We start from the raw sequence: 17,439 nt of genomic DNA, 5'->3' as shown, positions 1-17,439 counted from the left end.
GGGTGCATCGCCATGCTCGTTCGCCGTGATCCCGACTCTATCTATCCTTTCCTGCGGGATGCATCCAATCTTGCTGGGGGGATGGCCGAAGCGGTCTGGTTCCCACAACATGAGGAGGAGGTGGTTGAGGTTCTCAAGGCCGCCAATCAGCAGGGGAAGCGCGTAACCGTTTCTGGCGGAAGAACCGGGCTTGTGGGGGGGGCCGTTCCCCAGGGCGGTGCTGCCGATGGATGGATACTCTCCACCGAGCGGATATGCCCCGATCCAATAATTGAGAGGGCTGACCCCACCAAACCAACGATCACTGCCGGGGCCGGAACACGGTTGTTCCAGCTGCGCGAGGCTGCGGCAATCCACGGGCTGTTTCTTCCACCAGACCCCACCGAACCAACCTGCACCATCGGCGGAATGGTGGCCACCAATGCTTCGGGGGCACACACCTTTCGGTACGGCGCAACCCGGCAATGGGTGGAGCAACTCCATGTTGTGCTGGCATCGGGGGAACGGCTGCGGCTGGGCAGGGGGGAGGCGATTGCCAACGGCACAACCGCCCGATTACAGACGCTGGAAGGCTCCACGCTGAACCTCACGATTCCCGATCTCCCCATTCCATCCATCAAAAACGCGAGCGGGTATTTCCTGAAATCTGGGATGGACCTTGTTGACCTGTTCATCGGGATGGAAGGGACGCTGGGGGTTGTCACCGCCGTCACGTTTCGGGTGATACCGATTCCCAGCGCACGGCTTGGCGGGGTGATCTTTTTCCGAGCATTGGAGCCGCTGCTCCGTTGCGCCGCCGAAATCCGCACACGCTCGCGCAATCCGAACGACCCGCTGACCTCCAACATCCTTGAGTTTGCCGACCAGAACGCGCTGGAGCTTGTTCGCCAGAAGTTCGCAAGAATTCCCGATGGCGCGATTGGCGGGGCAATCTGGATTGAGCAGGATTTGCAGGGGGATTCCGACGAGCAGGCCATGGCCGAATGGCTCAGCCTGTTCCAACGGCATAAAGCGATGATGGAGGAAAGCTGGTTTGGACAGCAGGAGCAGGAGTTGGAGCGAATGCGGGCGTTGCGCCACGCGATTCCGTCGGCAGTGTACGAGTATCTAACCGCCCACGGCCAAACGAAGATCGGGACAGATATGGCGGTGCCGGAAGATAGGTTCCAGGAGTTGTACAGCCACTACCGCCAGCAGTTCGCCAGCAGCGGGCTGGCAACCGTCACGTACGGGCATTTGGGGAATTGCCACCTTCACGCAAATATGCTGCTGCGTGGCGGCCACGAGTTTCAGCAGGCCAAGCTGGTGTATGATTCTTTGGTGAGCAAAGCAATTGCCCTGGGGGGAACTGTTTCGGCAGAACATGGAATTGGGAAACTGAAACGGAGCTACCTGCGGCAGATGCTTGGCAAACAAGCGATGGAAGCAATGTGGCAAGCCAAGCAAACGCTGGACCCCAACAACGTGCTTGGAGTTGGAACTCTGTTTTGAAGCATGGCAATCAGCAACGGGTAAAAGACAAACGAACAGATGAGCAACGGAATCATTCACCAGATCAATATCTCCAACGGCGGCGTGCCAAAACTGCCCGTTCCTGAAGGAGAAGTAACCGAGCTTGGCATCCGTGGCGATGCTCATCTTGACATGGTGCATCATGGTGGGCCAACCCGCGCGCTTTGCTTGTACTCGCTGGAGCAGATTACGGCGTTGCAAGCCGAGGGCAATCCGATAACCCCCGGGGACATCGGCGAGAACATCACGACGGCGGGGATTGACCTGTCGCAGCTGTCGGCTGGCGACCGGTTGCAGCTTGGCGAAGGTGTGATGCTTGAGATTACCGGTTTTGCTGTGCCGTGCAGTTCCATCAAGTTTGCGTTTGCGGGCGGGGCAATTCAGCGGGTGTCGCAGAAGACGAATCCGGGTTGGAGCCGGCTGTACGCCAGCGTTCTTCAGGAAGGAACAATTCGGGTTGGGGATGCGATTACGAGGATCGAGAAGTAGCCAGTTCGGCACGAAAGGCCATCAATCAACGCTGAGTAGTTATCAAAAGAGGCAAGAATCGCGGGATAGGGAGGGATAATACTTGGGTTGAATAAAACTTAGATGACATAATATCCATTATAGAGCATAATCCTCTTGCAGAAACGCAAGCTCTTTCCGCAATGCCATCATCCCTGTTCTGATCCTGGTTTTGATGGTTCCTAACGGAATCGCCATCGCATCGGATAATTCTTGGTGGGTATATCCTTCCAAAAACGCTTTCTCAATCAAGTGCCGCTGCTCGATCGGCAGCTTCCTTAACGCCTCAAACAAGTATGTGCGTTGCTCTTGGTGCATCACCGCTCCCCAAGTGCTGTTCTCGCTATGGCCAACGGCTGCGCCTAATTCATCTTGGTCGTCCAGCGAAAACGCTTCCTGTTTCTTCTGCTGGTACCGCTTCGAGCGGATCAGGTCAATGGCTTTGTTTTGGGTCATCCGTAACAGCCACGTTTTGGGCGAGCCAAGTTCGCGGTTGTACGTTGGGGCTTTCTTCCAAATCTGCATGAAGACTTCCTGCAGAATATCTTCCGCCTCGGCATCGTCCTTCACGATGTTCAGCACCAGCGCGTACAGCTGCCGGTTGTAGCGGTCGTACAGCTCCGAAATCGCCTTCATGTTCTTCTCGACGATCTGCTGCAGAAGCTCTGCGTCGCTTAATAGTTTGCAAGTGTCAGCAATATTCATGGCGGGACGTTGGTTAGTGAAGTTGGTTGGAAGCATCATTTCCGTGCATTTCGGATTACGCCTGTAAATCGGGCAGCAACCCGATCTCCCGAAGCAATCCTGCTACATCCCAAACCCTTGTTCCTTTCAAGATTTTGCCGTTTTTCAGCGTCAGCAGCGAAACGCCGTGAACGCTGATCGTTTTGTTGGAAGCCGGTATCCGCATAAAACTGCCGCGATGCGTCCCCACCGCCACCCAGTGAATCACCACCCGCTCGTCGGACTCCACTTGGTCCGCTACCGTGATGACGATGTCCGGGAAGGCCCGAAAAAAGCGGAGATAGGCGGTCCGAATCCCTTGATGCCCCAGAACCTTCTCCGCAAGCCCAACATCACCCCCTTCATACTGGCAATCGTGAAGCTCCATGATCCGCTCGATATCATGGCTGTTCCAAGCGTCAATGATCCGTTGAACTATTCCTGTTGCCATCGGTATTGGTGATTTCGATAAAAAAAACGCGGTTGCCAGATGTGATATTCTGACAACCGCAACTTACCCCCGGCGATTGCTCACCGTCCAGACCATTCACTGCTCATTTTCTGCTCATTCTTCTGTTTTGCTCAATTTTTTTTATCTGCCTCCGGCAAGCTCACGCTGCCATAAAATATCCTGAATCCGCTCCAGCCCTGATTTCAGGTGGCGGCGGTAGGTGCTGAAAGGGATATCCAACAACTCAGCCGCACGTTCTTGGGAGATTGCCGGATGGAGATAGGTCCGATAGACCGCCCGGTAAAATTTCTCCTCCTTTGGATTTGCTTGAAGTTGTTCAGCCGCAGCTTGGATGACCTCCTGAAGCACTTCAATTGCCGTGGCTGTGGTTGTTGAACGTTCGTCTTCCTGCACCAACCTCGAGCGAAGCAACGGATTCCCTTGCAAACGATCTGGCGCGGTGAACTGCTTGATTGCGGCTTGCACAGCCTCGTCAAACGCATCCTTGCTGAGCACAATGATTTGGGGCATTGCTGGCAGCTTTTCCCCCTTGCCAGCCACGTTTGCCCCGGCGGTTTCCCGCTCGGCCAGCACTGCCAGCCACTGCATCGGCGGAACAACGCGCCAATCATGGCCATACACCCCGAACCGATGCCCAGCAACCGAATAATCGGCTTCCGGCAAGCGATGAAGATCAATGTACGTGAAGCCTTGCGCCCAAAAATCTGGGTTGGCGCAGGGGAAAAAGGTGAAGGCAAGGTTCGGGGTCGTCAGGTAATACCGCCCAACATTGATAAACGCCGAGCTTTGTACCGGGGAAATATCCTGGTAGCTATCGGCGGCCATCCAGTAGCGGAACAGCGTGGCACGCTCGCCAGCGCGCAGCGGCGCGTGCTGCTGCAAATACGCCCAACAAGCGGACGTTGCCGGGTCCCGTTCGCGGTCTTCCGGAGCCATCTGTTCCAGCGATAGCGTCATCAGAAATCCAACCGGAGTTCCCTGCGGCGTTCGCAGCACCAGCACCCCTTCCGGCTGGCGTTGGAACCAGAAGGCCGCAAGCTCCGCCGATTGATCCCCTTCATGGCGTTGCACCATTTGGAGTAATTGCGGGAAATCCGATTCCCGCGAGAAGTCGGCCAAAGCATTCCCCACCCCCTGCCACAGGAACATCTGCCGCATGACCGGATTATCACGATGGAGGTAGGTGTAATCGAACAGCAATCGTTGCTGGTCGTGGCTTTGAGCCTGTTGCAGTCGGGTTGCGTAGTAGCTGCGGGCGCGGCGGTGAAGCTCGATATACCAATCGGGATTGCGCCAACGGAGGTCGGCAACTAATGCTTCGCGGGTAAGGTCGTGCGGGAACAGCCCATCGGCAGCCGATTCCACAAACGAAAGGGAGCGAAGCCAGTGGAACAGTTCGTGGGTTCCGGGCAATCCAACCATTTCGGCCAGCAGCGTTTCGGTGGTGACGCGAACCAGCGCGCACGCCTCCAACGCCACCCGGTGCGCCGGTCCAGGAACCCGCTGCAGAAATCTTTCCAGCAGCATCTTCACAATGTCCGGCTGCAGCTCCGGGGTGAAATGGATGTTTCCATGATAGGCAAAGACATCCGCCACCAGCGACAATGCCAGCGGGTGGCCGTAGGTGAAATCCAGCACCGCCTGCTGCTGGTCGCTGGGGATGCTCCGCCCGGTCAGATACTCACGGCTTTCCTCGGTCTGCAAATTCCGCAGCGGCTGAATCCGAACAAGCTCCTGCCACCCGGGGTCGGTTCTCCATTCATTTGGTGGGTGATTTCTTCCGGCAAGCACAACCAGCACGTTGGCGGGAAGCTGCGGGATGAACTCCTCGCGAATCCACTCCTCCAACGTTTCCAGCGATTCGTAGGTGTCAATGCAAAGAATAAAGCGGGAAGGAAGCTGCCCCAGATGCTCCACCGGGGAAGCCTCCAACGGAAGCTGAAACAATGCCCGCAAGGCGTTGCCGAACGCCACAGGGGTTGGCTCAACGTTCCGTGCGTCAATAATGCCCGATGGGAACCCGAACTCCTCGGTTGCGATGCTGATGTAGCGGTGAAGCAGCGTCGTCTTCCCCACCCCCCCGGGCCCCGTAACGTACAGGACATGGAAAGGGAGTTGGCCGGCAGCGATTGCCGACCGGAACAACGAAACCTCGCCCTGGCGGCCAACAAAATGTTTGCGCCGTCCGGCAGCAAGGCGGTCTGCGATTCGGGAAGTCATGGGTGCTGTGCAAGGAAAACGATGACAGCACCAAAGATAGGTGGTGAATCGGAAACTTGGTGTCGGTTGCTGAAAGATTACCCGAAGGATTTCGCTGGACGATTACGGGATTCCAAAGGACTGATTCACTCAATCCCCCATATTCTGGCAACCACCAGCACGCCACCAACGGCGGCAATCATCCGCGAAACTTCGGGGACAATCTTTTCCCGAAGCCCTTGTTTTTCAGCCAGCCAAAGCAATGGCAGTGCCGCAAGCACAACAATCACCTGCCCAACCTCGATCCCCACATTGAAGCCGATCAATGCTGGCCACGTGCTTCCTTGCTCCATCACCCCTTTCAGCAAGCCAACAAGATGGCCGGAAAACCCTGCGCCGTGGATCAATCCAAACAAGCCAGCAACAATCCACCGCTGCGAGCCTTCCCCCCCGCGCACGTTGTTCTCGATGCCGACGTACACAATCGAGGCGGCAATCAGCGTTTCGGTGATGATTGAAGGGATTGCCAACAGGTCCAGCGCGCTGAGTGCTAACGTGGTGGAGTGGGCAATGGTGAACGCGCTGACAACCGCCAGCAACGTGCGCCATGAACGCGCCACAAGGATCAACCCAAGCAAGAACAGGAGATGATCGTAGCCTTCAAGGATATGGCGCAACCCAATGTTGAAAAACGTCCCGAACTCGTTCATCTCAGCCTTTGTCCCGTTTGTTTAGAGGTTCAGTTGCAGCAAAGGGCTTGTTGCCGATAACGTTCCGCTTGCTTCGGCCAACCCGGTAATGTTCGTGATGTTTAGCTGGTCGCGGTGCAGATCGGTAATGGAGGAATGAAGCAGCTGCAACGTCTTGCTGGCACGGGTGAAATAGAACTTGAAGGTGAACCAAATGGTGGATTCATCTTCGCCATATTGATCCACGATTAAGGGGATTGCCCGCTCCCCTTCATGCAGCTGCAAGTGTTGGTTCAGGTAGGAATAGAAATCGGGTGACTTCAACTCCGCTTGCAGTTGATGCTGGCGCAGTGCCGCAAAAAAATCGTCCTTGTAGTAGGTGACTTTCCCGCTGACCACCGTTGGGAACACCACTGCACGGCAGTAGCCGATATGGATATCGTGACGCGCTTGCAACCGCCCCGCCATTGCTGGCACAACCAGCAGAAGCGCGATCAACACCGAACGGGGAGCGAAGAAACGTGATCCCATGAAATGGAAAAACAGAGTAAAAGGAACGAAGAACGGTTAGCGGAGACGTAGCCGCAAGCTATCGGCTGCCGCACGGTTGATAATGTCAATTCCCGGGTTGATTGCTGTGGCTTTCTTCAGCAGAATTGCTGCGCTATCGCGAAGGTTGTTGGCGGCGTAGATCGCGGCGGCGTGGTAGAAAAGCGTTGCGTGCTGCGTGTTCATCCGAATCGCGGTGCGGATTAGCGGAAGCGCGTCGGCAGCGGTGTTGTTTTGGAAAAGTGCCCAAGCGTAGGTGTCGCAAGCATCAATGTTTGCCGGGCGGGATTGGTGATCCCGTTTGGCACGCGCCACCGCGTCGTCCAGATTGATCCGGTGGTTCGCCGAAAACAGCGCAAGCTCACGATCAACATTCCACCCCGATTCCTCATGTTGCTTGAACGCCTCGATCACCTTCTGCTCCAGCCCCTTTGCTTCCTGCGGTTTGTTCATGGCCAAATAGAGATCGGCAAGCTGTTCAAGGAAAATATGCTCGGTGGAAACCTCCATCACCCCTGTTAGAAGCTCCATTGCCGCAGGGTATTCCCCCCGCATTCCTTTCGCCATTGCTTGCCCGGCCGTGGCGTATGGATAGGAAGGGCGTTCCTCCAATGTTTTCTGGAAAATATACTGGGCGGTGTCCAGCTTCCCTGCGTTAAGGTAGAGCATCCCCAGCGTGTAGGCCGCCCAAGCCTTCGATTCCTCCCCCGATCCGCCGGAGTTGACGGCTTGAACCATTAACTCCATCGCCCCTTTTGCATCGCCGAACAGTTCGCGCAAGTAGGAGGCGCGGGAGTAGGCACGGATGTCGGGGCGAATCGCCATCATCGAATCGCAGGCCACCACCGCGCTGTCGTACTGGCCAAGCTCAACAAAGGCATCGCACAGCACCCCCCAAGCAAAAGCGTTCTTGCTGTTGGTGGCAATCGCTTTCTGGATTTGCTGCTTGGCGTTGGCAAACTGATGCTGCGTCATGGAGATGAATGCCCGCAGCATCAGCCCCTGGAAGTTGTTCGGCTGGCGGACAAGCACGGTGTCCAGAATTGCGCTGGCAACCGGGATGTAGAAATGATGATCGCCCGAAACCCGCGATTCCTGCAAGTAGATTTCCGCAGCTTTCAAGTAGTTGGCCAGCTGGTCGGGATGTTTCGCAACCTCGGCTTGATATTCCGCAATCTGCTTTTGCCACTTTGCGAACTCCGGCGAAGGCTGGGATTCAAACGTCCGCTTCTTCAAATCAGGGAGCAAAGAACCCGATGCCGCTGTTGTCGTCTGGCCGTTGCTTGCTGCGGCTTGCTGCTGCTGATCTCCGCAGCCGGTAAGCAAGGCAATTAGCAGCAGGATGGTTGCGGAAGATCGGAGGATAAAAGCCATGGTGGTTTGCAGGTTTTGCAGCCTTTTTGCTTCGGCCAATGTGCGTGAGTGTGTGTGTTTGGAGTTTGCTTCGTTTCCGAGCTGGTTGGATTCATGCTCCCGGCAGTTGCCAGATGGATAGAGAGAGAGACTCTCTCCCTCATATCACTCCTTGTTCTGGCAACTGCCAGTGGAGCATGATCGCAATCCCCCCCCTCCTCTTCTTATCCTCCCAAGTTTACCGTTCCAGCGTGATCTTCATGGAAGAGACGGTGGAGCCGTTGACCACAAGCTGGGCCAAGTATGTTCCCGACGGCACATCTTGGGTTGGCTCCCATTTGGTGACGTAGGTTCCTGGCTCCACACGCTGGTTCACCAACGTGGTGACTTGGTTTCCGTGGACATCATAGACCACCACGCGAGTGTTCCCCACGGCGTTGACGTGGAAACGGAGTTGCGTTTCGGTAGCGGCTGGGTTCGGGAAATTCTGGCCCACGAACTGCCCAACCGGAGCGGAGATACCAAGCGCGCTTGCGGGCGTTGGGTCGTCGTCGCGGCGGATTCCGGTTGTCAGCTTTTTCACGTAATCGTAGCCGCGATGTGGCGGGGCCATGTATGGCCATTCGGCGCGGAATGGAAGGTCGTTGGCTTCCGGCCCTGCGGAGTAGGTCAGCACGCCCAGCAGCCCCGGCGTAACTGGCGAGCTTGTTTGGCCCGGGATATAGTCATCGTACCACAGCCCAACCGCAGCAAGCACAACGCCCGCCACCGCTTGAAGCTCGATTCGGGTAACGTCATCCTCCAAGCGGCGGCCGTTCGGGAATCCATCCATGTTCGGGATGAACTGAAGGCTGGCATCTTGGTTGTAGGCCGGATCGGTCAGGCCAAGCACGGCGGCTTGCACCAGCCCCAGCGAGCTGAATTTTGGATCGTTGCGCGGCGTTACCGGAACGGCCATGTTCAGCCGAAGCATATCACCCAATGACGGAAGGAAATTGTTAGCGAATGGCTTCCCAACGGCAAGCGGGTTCCCATTTTTTCCGGTGGCAAGCTGGTACGGCGGAACGTTCGGAACGCCGGTGTAGAATGCCGGAAGAACGTCAACGCGGCGTGGCTCGCCTTTCCCCAGCAGGATGCCGCCGAACAGTTGGTCGCTCAGTGCCGTCCCTGCGCGTGCCGATTCCGGAAGCCCGAACAGCCCATCTTTCCCGTTGCGGAAATCGAACGAGCCTAACGACTTGGATTGGATGCGCAGCTTCGCAAACGCCGGAACCGCGCCGCCGAACTGGCTGTCGTCCATGTACAACGCAAGCTCTGGGTTCATGAAGTACTTCGCGAACACCGCCACCTCGGCATCATCGTACGGGGTGATTGCATTCCAGTAATCTTTCATGCCGATTGGGACCACGGCCTCGTTCGTCAGCGGCATTCCAAGCCGCGAGACCTGCACCCATTCGCCGGAAACGTCGGGGGGATTCCCGTCGGTGCGGAGCGTGGTGACTTTTGGGCGGCTGGCACTGGTCCACACGCCAATCGTGTAGTCGCCATCAAGGATGTTTTTGGCTTCGCTAACCGGCTTCCCATCTTTTTGGACAAGCTGGATCGGAATCTTCAGCGCGATTGCGTGGCAGTTGAACCCGGCCACCGCATCGCGGGCACGCTCAAATCCCTGGGCATCTTTCAGGCGTGTTTGGCCAAGATCGAAAATGCCGCCCAGGTCAACGAAGAACGGATCATCAACCGGGCCGCAGAAAACCGTCTCGCCGGTGGATGCGGTGGTGATGGCGGCGGCCATCAGTTGCTCGTACGATTTGTTCAGCCCAGCCGCCCCCTCAATTGAGCGTGGGCCAATATTGGGCGGCGGAACAATGCCGTTGTTGACGATTATCTGGAAGGTTTTCCCCCCGTCGGTGCTCTTCTCGGCGGTGTACGTGGTCTTCAGATTCTCCTTCCCAAGCCGGATGTTGAAGAACGTTGTTGGGTCCTGGTTGGTTTGGGAGAAGGTGAAGCGATACACGATCTCATCCCCTTTCTTTCCTGCATCGTTATCAATGTGGACAAGGTACTGGATGTTCTGGCCGAAGCTGGCGTAGTTCGGCCCCCCTTCCGGCAGCTCCAAGGGGATGTAGTTTGCGATGATGGTGATGGTGTTGGGGTCGTCGGGACTCCTGAACACGTACAGGTCCGTGTTGTCAGCTAACGGGTCGTTGCTGATAAGTGGTGCTTCTCGGTGGCTGGAGCCGAATGCCGGTTGCATCGGCAAGCTAAGCGACAAAGCTGCTATGGCTCCGGATAGCGTTTTCAGCCAGTGGCGTTTCTTCATTGTTGCCCCCTACTTGAGGAATTGGTACGGTTATTGGGATACCGACAGGCGTTGATTGTGGGGAGATACGGAAAAAGCCAGCAACCGGATTGAGGAAGGGAGAAAAAAAAATCTTTGATGAGATTTCGGAGGCTTCCACTCTCTCCCCTTGCAACCAATGCAGTCGGGCTTCTGTTCCTCACCTCCGCCAGTGGTTTGGTAAAGGGAACGAAGGCTGAGATGAGCAAGTGCCAGCAACCGGAATCAACAATCAGCGGGGTTGCTTTGTTGTTGTTTGTTTGATTTTTGAGAGTGTTTTCTCTAATGCAATAACGGATTTATTTTTATTCTCAAATTCCTTGATCCCGGGCCATTTGAGTTCGCTAACTCCTTCGTATCATGCAGCCCGTTGTTGGAGGCTTTCTTTTCAAGCCAGCCAATTCACTCACGCTACTCACGTTTTTGGGGAGCTTCCTATGTCTCCGTCGTTTCAGCGTGCCATTCTTCCCTGCCTTCTGGTTCTTGCCACGGTGTCCTTCCCGAACACCGCTCTATCACAATGGCGGAAACTCACCAGCTACTCCTCCGGCTTTTACAACGAGGTCTTCTTCTTCGATAACCAGCACGGGTGGATAACCTCTTTCAACGGCACGATCCTCCGCACAGCCAACGGCGGAACAACGTGGCAAACCGCTTCCCTCCCCAACGCCAAAAGCTCGCCCAACCGCGACATCTGCTTCGTTAGCTCCTCCACCGGGTTCATCTCCGGGGATGATGGCATTTGGAAAACCACCGATGGCGGTGCAACGTGGTCCAATATCTCCCCAACATCCCCAACCATTGCCGGAAGCACCAGCTGCTGGTTTATTGATGCCAACAACGGCGTGCTTGGCTTTGGCGGTTGTGCCGATTCCACCGTGACCTTCTGCGCAACCACCAACGGCGGCGCAACGTGGTCATCGGTGACGTACACCCACAGCAGCCCCGACGTTGCCGTTGGCGGAATGGGCTACACCAACGGCGCATATCACGCCGCCGGCGGAAGCGGGAAGCATTGGAAATCAACCGATGGCGGCGCATCATGGAGCTACCTTCCAACGGGGTCCGGAGGCTGGCAGGAAGATTTGGTCACGGCGGCGGGGAACGTCTTTACTGCTTCGGCAAATGGGACAAGTTGCGGCGCGCTTGGTGGCGGCAAAATCTTAAAGTCCACCAATGGCGGGTCGGCTTGGGCTTCGGCAAATTTCCCTTCGGTGGTGATGTGGGGCATCACCATGTACAGCGGAACCGACGGCTGGGCCTGCGGCGATAATGGCAACGCGTTCAAAACCACCGACGGCGGCGCAACGTGGACGAACACCTCCTGCGGAATGGCCACCGCCGACCGCATTGACGACATCCATTTCACCGATGCCACCCACGGCTGGGCCGTTGGCGATGGCATCTACCAGTTCATCCCCCATTACTACCTCCCCATTCGCGACACCATTAATTTTGGAGATGTTTTGGTGGGAACCAAACGGGGCGATTCCCTTGTTGCGGTGAAGTCCATCGGGACCGCTGGCTCAATCCAAACGTGGCGAACAACCGGAGCCGATTCCGCGCACTTCAACCTGCAATCCACGGTGGTTCCGATTGCAGTCCCGTCGTGCGGATCGGCCGGGGTGCTTAGCTCCTTCCAACCAAAAAGTGAAGGGGTGAAAATTGCCAACGTCGAGCTGACGCTGCTTGATGGCGGCCCACCAATTTCCGTTGTGGTGAAAGGCCGCGGCGTGCGCCCAAGAATCGCCGCGCCAGCCACCCACAAAGCCGACACGATGGTCTGCAACTACCGCCGCTACGACACCATCCCGATTCGCAACATGGGGTCGTATCCGCTTCGGGTGGATAGCGCGTGGTTCAGCGATATGCGCTCTGGGACCTTCAGCATCGTTCGCCCCCTTCCTCCATTCTCGGTCCCCATCGGCGCGGTTGTTGGCTTGGTTGTGCAAACCGATATGAACGGAACCGGCCAATGCGGCGCAACGCTGCAACTGCGGAACAACGACCCCGACGCAGGCGCATCGCCCCACCAGGTGACGATTTCTGGCTACCGCAGGAAGATCGTTTATGAGATTGATCCCGATACCGTGGTGACGATTCCGCCGGCCCCACTCCGGACCCCCTCGGCCATTTGCATCCGCGTTGCGAACCTTGGCGATGGCCCGCAAATTATCGAGTCGGTGAAGCCGCTGAACGGAAGCTCAGCCATCACGTTGAAAAACACCGTGGTAAATCTTCAGCTGCAACGAAGCGAGTACATGATGCTCTGCTTCGAAGCCCGCGCCACCGATACGCTCCCCCACGAACGCCGGTTCTGGGTCCGGACGCAGCCATGCGGAAAGGACACCTTCATTGTAGTGAAATTCAAAGCAACCAATCCCTACATTGTTGCCCCGCCGGAGCGGACGCTTCAGCTTGCCACCTGCGGAGCCGTGGCAACGGATTCGATTGTGGTGAGGAACGCCGGGAACAGCGATTTGCTTCTCCGCTCGGCGCGTTTCAGTTCGCCCCTCTCCTCGTTCGTTCTGGTAAACCCAACGGCTTGGCCCGTGACGGTTTCCGCTCGTGATTCCGTTGTTGTTCGGTACCAAATCACCCCAACCAGCACCCAGCAGCGCGACACGCTCACCATCCAAAGCAACGACAGCACGCTGGCGAACGGCTTGCTGAAAATCCCTTGTTCGGCAACGTTCAGCACCCCGCAAACGGCGGCCAGCTTGGTGCCAACAGCGCAATCCGAAGTCTGCCGATCGGCAGATACGGTCTGGCGTGCAATCGCCGTCAGGAATCGCGGGAACGTGCCGGTGAATATCGTGGAGGTGATCCAGCAACCCGGAAACCAACTCCCGTTCGCGGTGCAAATTTCCAGCCGTGCAATTCCCCCGGGAACCACCGATACCGTGCGGATTGGGTTGGCCAGCACGCAAGCCGGGAGCTTCAACGAAAACTTCACCATCCAGTACGCAGAATGTGGCCTTGCCGACTCCATCACCCTTCACCTTGATGTGGTGGAGACTTCGGTGGCGTGGCTTCAGCAAAGCATCAACCTGGGGGCAACGCCGGTTGGGGTGCCAGCGTCCGGCGTTATCGAGCTGGTGAACAACGGAAGCACCGAGGTCACGATTGACAGCATCTATCTATCCGGCGCAAAATTTCAGATTCAGGGAATACTGCTGCCATTGCGGTTGCGGGCTGGCGAAAAGCGGGCCATCACCATCCAGTTTGTTGGCGATTCCACCGCGGGCCAGGTGGCGGCAAGCATCGTTGCAATCACCACTTCCCCTTGCCAGCAAAGGGTGGTTGGCAAAGTTTCCGTGGAGGTGACGTTGCAGGAATTGGTCCTTAGCACCAACCAGCTATCGTTCGGGTCGGTTCTTCCCTGCAACATCGCAGCCGCCGTTGATTCCATCACGGTGCGGAACCACGGAACCACCGTTGTTCGGATCACTCAAGCCACCTTTGCCGATCCATCCTCGTCCTTCCAGATGCTCAACTCCCCCTTCCCGCTGGACCTTCCTCCCGGGGGCGCGGCCACGGTGATTGTTGGAATGAAGCCAGGGCCGCAAGGGGCAATTACCGACCGCTTGCTGCTGCTGACCGAGCCAGCATTGGAAACCCAACTGAGTGCCCAACTAACAGCCCAGCGGGAAATGGTGGGAAGCAGCCTGCGCGACCAATCGGGGAATGTGGCAACGGAGGTCCGCTTTGTTGGCGTTGCCCCGTGCAACACCAACATCAGCCAGCAGCTGCGGCTTCGCAACGAAGGAAGCGTGGCCGACACATTCTCCATCACCTCCACTTCCGCGAACTTTTTGGTTGCCCCAAGCAACCAGGTGGTGTTGCGGCCAGGGGAGGAACAGGCCGTGACGATTGATGCCACCCTGCCGCCAAACGCCATCACCGAATCGCTGGTGATCCGCTCCGCGCTGTGCGCTGGCGAACGCCGCATCCCGATGACGGCAACCCTCCGTTTGGTGGCGGTGGATTACCCCGACTCCATGCGCCACCAAGCCGTTGTTGGAACGTCGGCAGAGGGGAATCTGACGCTGGCAAATCCCTCCTCCGATTCGGTGTTGATTGCCGAGGCCTTCATCGAAAACGGGCCGGCGTTTTCCGTTGCGTTTGCATCGCCGCAGGTGGTTGCCCCGAACGGGAGCTTCCCCCTTCCGGTGCGTTTCTTGCCCGACTCCGTTGGGGTGTTCACCGGAACGCTGCGGCTGATTCTTTCCAAGCCTTGCCCCGACACGCTTCGCATCTACCTTTGGGGCGATGGAGGAAGCGACCGGCTTGACACCGTCACGATTGGCATTGGCCACGTGATAGGGCGTTGGGGCGGCGAAGTCCAAACCCCGGTAATCGCCACCAACCGAAGCAGCCGCCAGATCCGCGCCGACGTTGGAATCCAAGCGGGAAACCACCGGTTGCTTCAGCCACGCAGCGTGAGATTCCAGCACCAGAACGGGAATTGGCCGACGGTCCAGATTGACACAAACAGCGGCGGGGTGATCCTTCGCGGGCTTTCCATCAAGCCTTCCGGCGGCCTAATTGGCGACACGGTTGCCACGATTGTTTGGGAAGTGCTTCGGGGCGACACGGTGGCAACGCCAATTTCCATTTGGGGAATTCCTGCCGACGAACGGGCGGTGGTGGCCACCACAAACGGAGCGTTCTTCCTGGAGAATTACTGCGATGCCCACGGGCGGCTGCTTCGGGCGGCGGGGCTGATTGACTTGAAGCAAAACGTCCCCAACCCCTTCAGCTCAACCACGGTGATTGAGTTCGAGGTCCCATTCAACGGCCAGGCGGAGTTGACCGTGACCGACCTGCTGGGGAACACCCTGCTTCAGCCGATGCAGGGCACGCAGGTTGCCGGGCGGCAGCAGATCACGATTGAGGCGGGCGACCTTCCCCCTGGCGTCTATCGCTACACCCTTCGCGTTGGTTTGCAAACCCTTTCACGGTGGATGATTCTGGCACGGTGATGAACAACTTCCGCACGCGCCCGCTTCCGGCGCGGGTTCTGGAATGGATTGGAATCTGGACTGGAATCTGGATTGCCGCATGGGTGCTTCTTGCCCCAACAGCAACCGCGCAGCAGGAACCTCACGCCCCCGCCCCGCTCCCTCCTGACTCCCTAAAAACTTCCCGCCTCTCCGGCTTTGTGGGATACGTGTGGGATTTTTTTTCATCGAATTATGCCATCGCTTCTGGCGGGGCTGTGGTGGATGCAACGGCGTGCGGAGCCTACCAGCGCGGGGAAGGAACATCCATCGAAGTTGGGGTTGGATATGCCAAAGATTTTGGAGCAAAGTTCGGACTGCGGGGGGTGCTTGGCTTCCGGAAAGGGAGTTTCCAGCAGTCGTTCAACTGCACCGACCCGGCCCAGATACTCACCCCCAACGGAACCAGCACCGCCATCACCAGGTTTGTCAACACGATTGATCTTTCCACCATCTGGCTCACCGCGCTTGCCGATGTTCAGCCGTTTCCATTTCCGCTGCGGGTTGGCGTTGGCCCCGGGGTTGCGGTGGCGATTGGCCAGGAATATTCGGCGCGGGAGGAGGTCGTCACCCCGGCAAATGCGGAGTTTCTGGAAGGGGGGCAATCACGCAGCATCGGCGCGGGAAGCGGGGATGGGAACCGGATAGCCATTGCTGCCGATGCCGAGATTTCCCTGCCGATCATCGCTGGCACATCGTTGCGGCTACTCCCGTCGGTTGCCGTTCGCCGCTATCTCACTTCTCCAATCTCATGGACCCCCTTCAGCTGGACCAGCATCAGCCTGCGGATTGGAGCGGAGTATCAGTTTTGGAACGATGATTGGAACAAGCCAGCGGTCCCAGCCGTTGCCGAGCTTCCCTTCGGGCAGCCCATTCCCGAGCAACCGATTGCCCCCGCACCGCCACCACCCAGCATCCCGCTGCGGTTCTCCGCCACGTGGAAAGAACCCGGGGGCGACACCGCAACGGTTCAGCAGCTGCGAATTGTCCGCCAGCAGATTCTTCCCCTTCTCCCTTTCATCTTTTTTGATTCCGGTTCGGTGGCGATTCCGGAGCGGTATCGGCTGCGGAACCAAGCGGGCCGGCAGCCGGGGGAAATTGGGGGTGAAATTGCGGCAGCAATCCGGCTTCACCGGGAAGTGTTGGACACGATTGGCGCACGGCTTCGCGCCACACCCCAAGCCAACATCAGGATTGCCGGAACCGCGCCGGACGCGCCCGCAGCGGAAGCAATCGGGGTGGCCACTGCGCGCGCGGCTGCGGTGGCGGAGTACCTTTCGGCGGCGTGGGGAATCGAACGCGGGCGCATCGCGATTTCCGGAAAGGTGATGCCGGACGCGCCCACACTCTCGACTTCGGCGGAAGGGGCTGCCGAGAATATCCGTGCGGAAATTAGCTCGGGCGATCCGGCGATTCTTGCCCCCATCGTCTTCCGCGACACAACAATGCCCGCAGCAACGGCGATAATTGCTGGAACGGTTTTCCCGGGAAGCGATTCGCTTCTTGCCGTCGAGCTTCGGCGCGAATCGGGGGCGGCCAAGCGGCTGGCAACGCGCAGCAGCAGCGGGGAAACCATTGCGGTGGAAGGCGTTGTGGAGCCACCGAGCGGCCAAGCGGAGACGGCTGCTGAAACCATCGAGCGTGTGGAGTTGGCCGCAATCACCCGCGACCGGGGCGCAGGGGTTGCCCCAAGCTCCGGCCCGCTCTACCTGCGAACGCAGCTACGCCAGAAGGTGGTGCTGGAGGCGTTGGCGTTGTTTCCGTTTGGGAGCGCACGGCTTGCCGCGAAGGATGCCGAGGCAATCCGCCAGCTTCGCCGTTTGGTTGGTGACTCCACCGCAACCGCAACGCTGATAGGAAGCACCGATGATTTAGGGGAGGCATCGGGGAACTTGCAACTTTCGCGCAGCCGCGCAGCCGCAGTGGCGGACGTTCTCAATCTTCCCAAAACAAGAACCGAAGGGTTGGGGGAAGCTGCCAGCGCAGCGGTGCTTCGCTATCCCGAAGAACGGATGTACGCCCGCAGCGTCCGCGCAAGAATTGCGGAGTAACAAGAAATCGGCATGAGTGATGATAACCGCCCCGATTCAA

The 17,439-nt window shown here is 57.9% G+C and carries 11 protein-coding genes; 4 read left to right on the top strand and 7 right to left on the bottom strand.

The features are described from left to right. Nucleotides 1–12 precede the first annotated feature (12 nt). Nucleotides 13–1,491, top strand: coding sequence for an FAD-binding oxidoreductase (locus tag IPM61_14115; protein MBK8912450.1), 1,479 nt, complete (start codon nt 13–15; stop codon nt 1,489–1,491). Nucleotides 1,492–1,530: 39 nt separating this feature from the next. Then, the gene (locus tag IPM61_14110) at nt 1,531–2,001 is read left to right on the top strand and encodes an MOSC domain-containing protein (GenBank protein ID MBK8912449.1); all 471 of its coding nucleotides are present in this window, start codon (nt 1,531–1,533) and stop codon (nt 1,999–2,001) included. Nucleotides 2,002–2,118: 117 nt separating this feature from the next. On the opposite strand, the gene IPM61_14105 is transcribed toward IPM61_14110, so the two are convergent. The 7 genes from IPM61_14105 to IPM61_14075 form a co-directional block, all read right to left on the bottom strand. Next, nucleotides 2,119–2,724, bottom strand: coding sequence for a sigma-70 family RNA polymerase sigma factor (locus tag IPM61_14105; GenBank protein MBK8912448.1), 606 nt, complete (start codon nt 2,722–2,724; stop codon nt 2,119–2,121). A 55-nt stretch (nt 2,725–2,779) separates the two neighbouring features. Next, nucleotides 2,780–3,193 (bottom strand): ester cyclase, encoded by a 414-nt coding sequence (locus IPM61_14100; protein ID MBK8912447.1) that lies wholly within the window; start codon nt 3,191–3,193, stop codon nt 2,780–2,782. Between the two features lie 141 nt (nt 3,194–3,334). After that, nucleotides 3,335–5,434 carry an ATP-binding protein gene (locus IPM61_14095; GenBank protein ID MBK8912446.1) on the bottom strand — a complete coding sequence of 700 codons (2,100 nt, stop codon included), beginning with the start codon at nt 5,432–5,434 and terminating at the stop codon, nt 3,335–3,337. Between the two features lie 125 nt (nt 5,435–5,559). Continuing rightward, nucleotides 5,560–6,123, bottom strand: a complete 564-nt coding sequence (locus tag IPM61_14090; protein ID MBK8912445.1) for a HupE/UreJ family protein — start codon at nt 6,121–6,123, stop codon at nt 5,560–5,562. Between the two features lie 21 nt (nt 6,124–6,144). After that, nucleotides 6,145–6,633: a hypothetical protein gene (locus IPM61_14085; GenBank protein ID MBK8912444.1), complete on the bottom strand. Its 489-nt coding sequence runs from the start codon at nt 6,631–6,633 to the stop codon at nt 6,145–6,147. 36 nt (nt 6,634–6,669) lie between these two features. Further along, on the bottom strand, nt 6,670–8,025 hold the full coding sequence (locus tag IPM61_14080; protein ID MBK8912443.1) for a tetratricopeptide repeat protein: 1,356 nt from the start codon (nt 8,023–8,025) through the stop codon (nt 6,670–6,672). 217 nt (nt 8,026–8,242) lie between these two features. After that, entirely contained in the window at nt 8,243–10,327 is a 2,085-nt protein-coding gene (locus IPM61_14075) for a DUF4331 family protein (protein MBK8912442.1), read from the bottom strand. A gap of 455 nt (nt 10,328–10,782) precedes the next feature. On the opposite strand from IPM61_14075, the gene IPM61_14070 reads away from it, so the two are divergent. Then, the gene (locus IPM61_14070) at nt 10,783–15,330 is read left to right on the top strand and encodes a choice-of-anchor D domain-containing protein (protein ID MBK8912441.1); all 4,548 of its coding nucleotides are present in this window, start codon (nt 10,783–10,785) and stop codon (nt 15,328–15,330) included. Beyond that, nucleotides 15,309–17,399: an OmpA family protein gene (locus IPM61_14065; protein ID MBK8912440.1), complete on the top strand. Its 2,091-nt coding sequence runs from the start codon at nt 15,309–15,311 to the stop codon at nt 17,397–17,399. Before IPM61_14070 ends, IPM61_14065 begins: the two co-directional genes overlap by 22 nt. Nucleotides 17,400–17,439 lie beyond the last annotated feature (40 nt).

Source organism: Chlorobiota bacterium (assembly GCA_016710285.1).
In the GTDB taxonomy this organism is placed as follows: domain Bacteria; phylum Bacteroidota; class Ignavibacteria; order OLB7; family OLB7; genus OLB7.
This window is presented reverse-complemented; position numbering and strand designations above follow the sequence as displayed.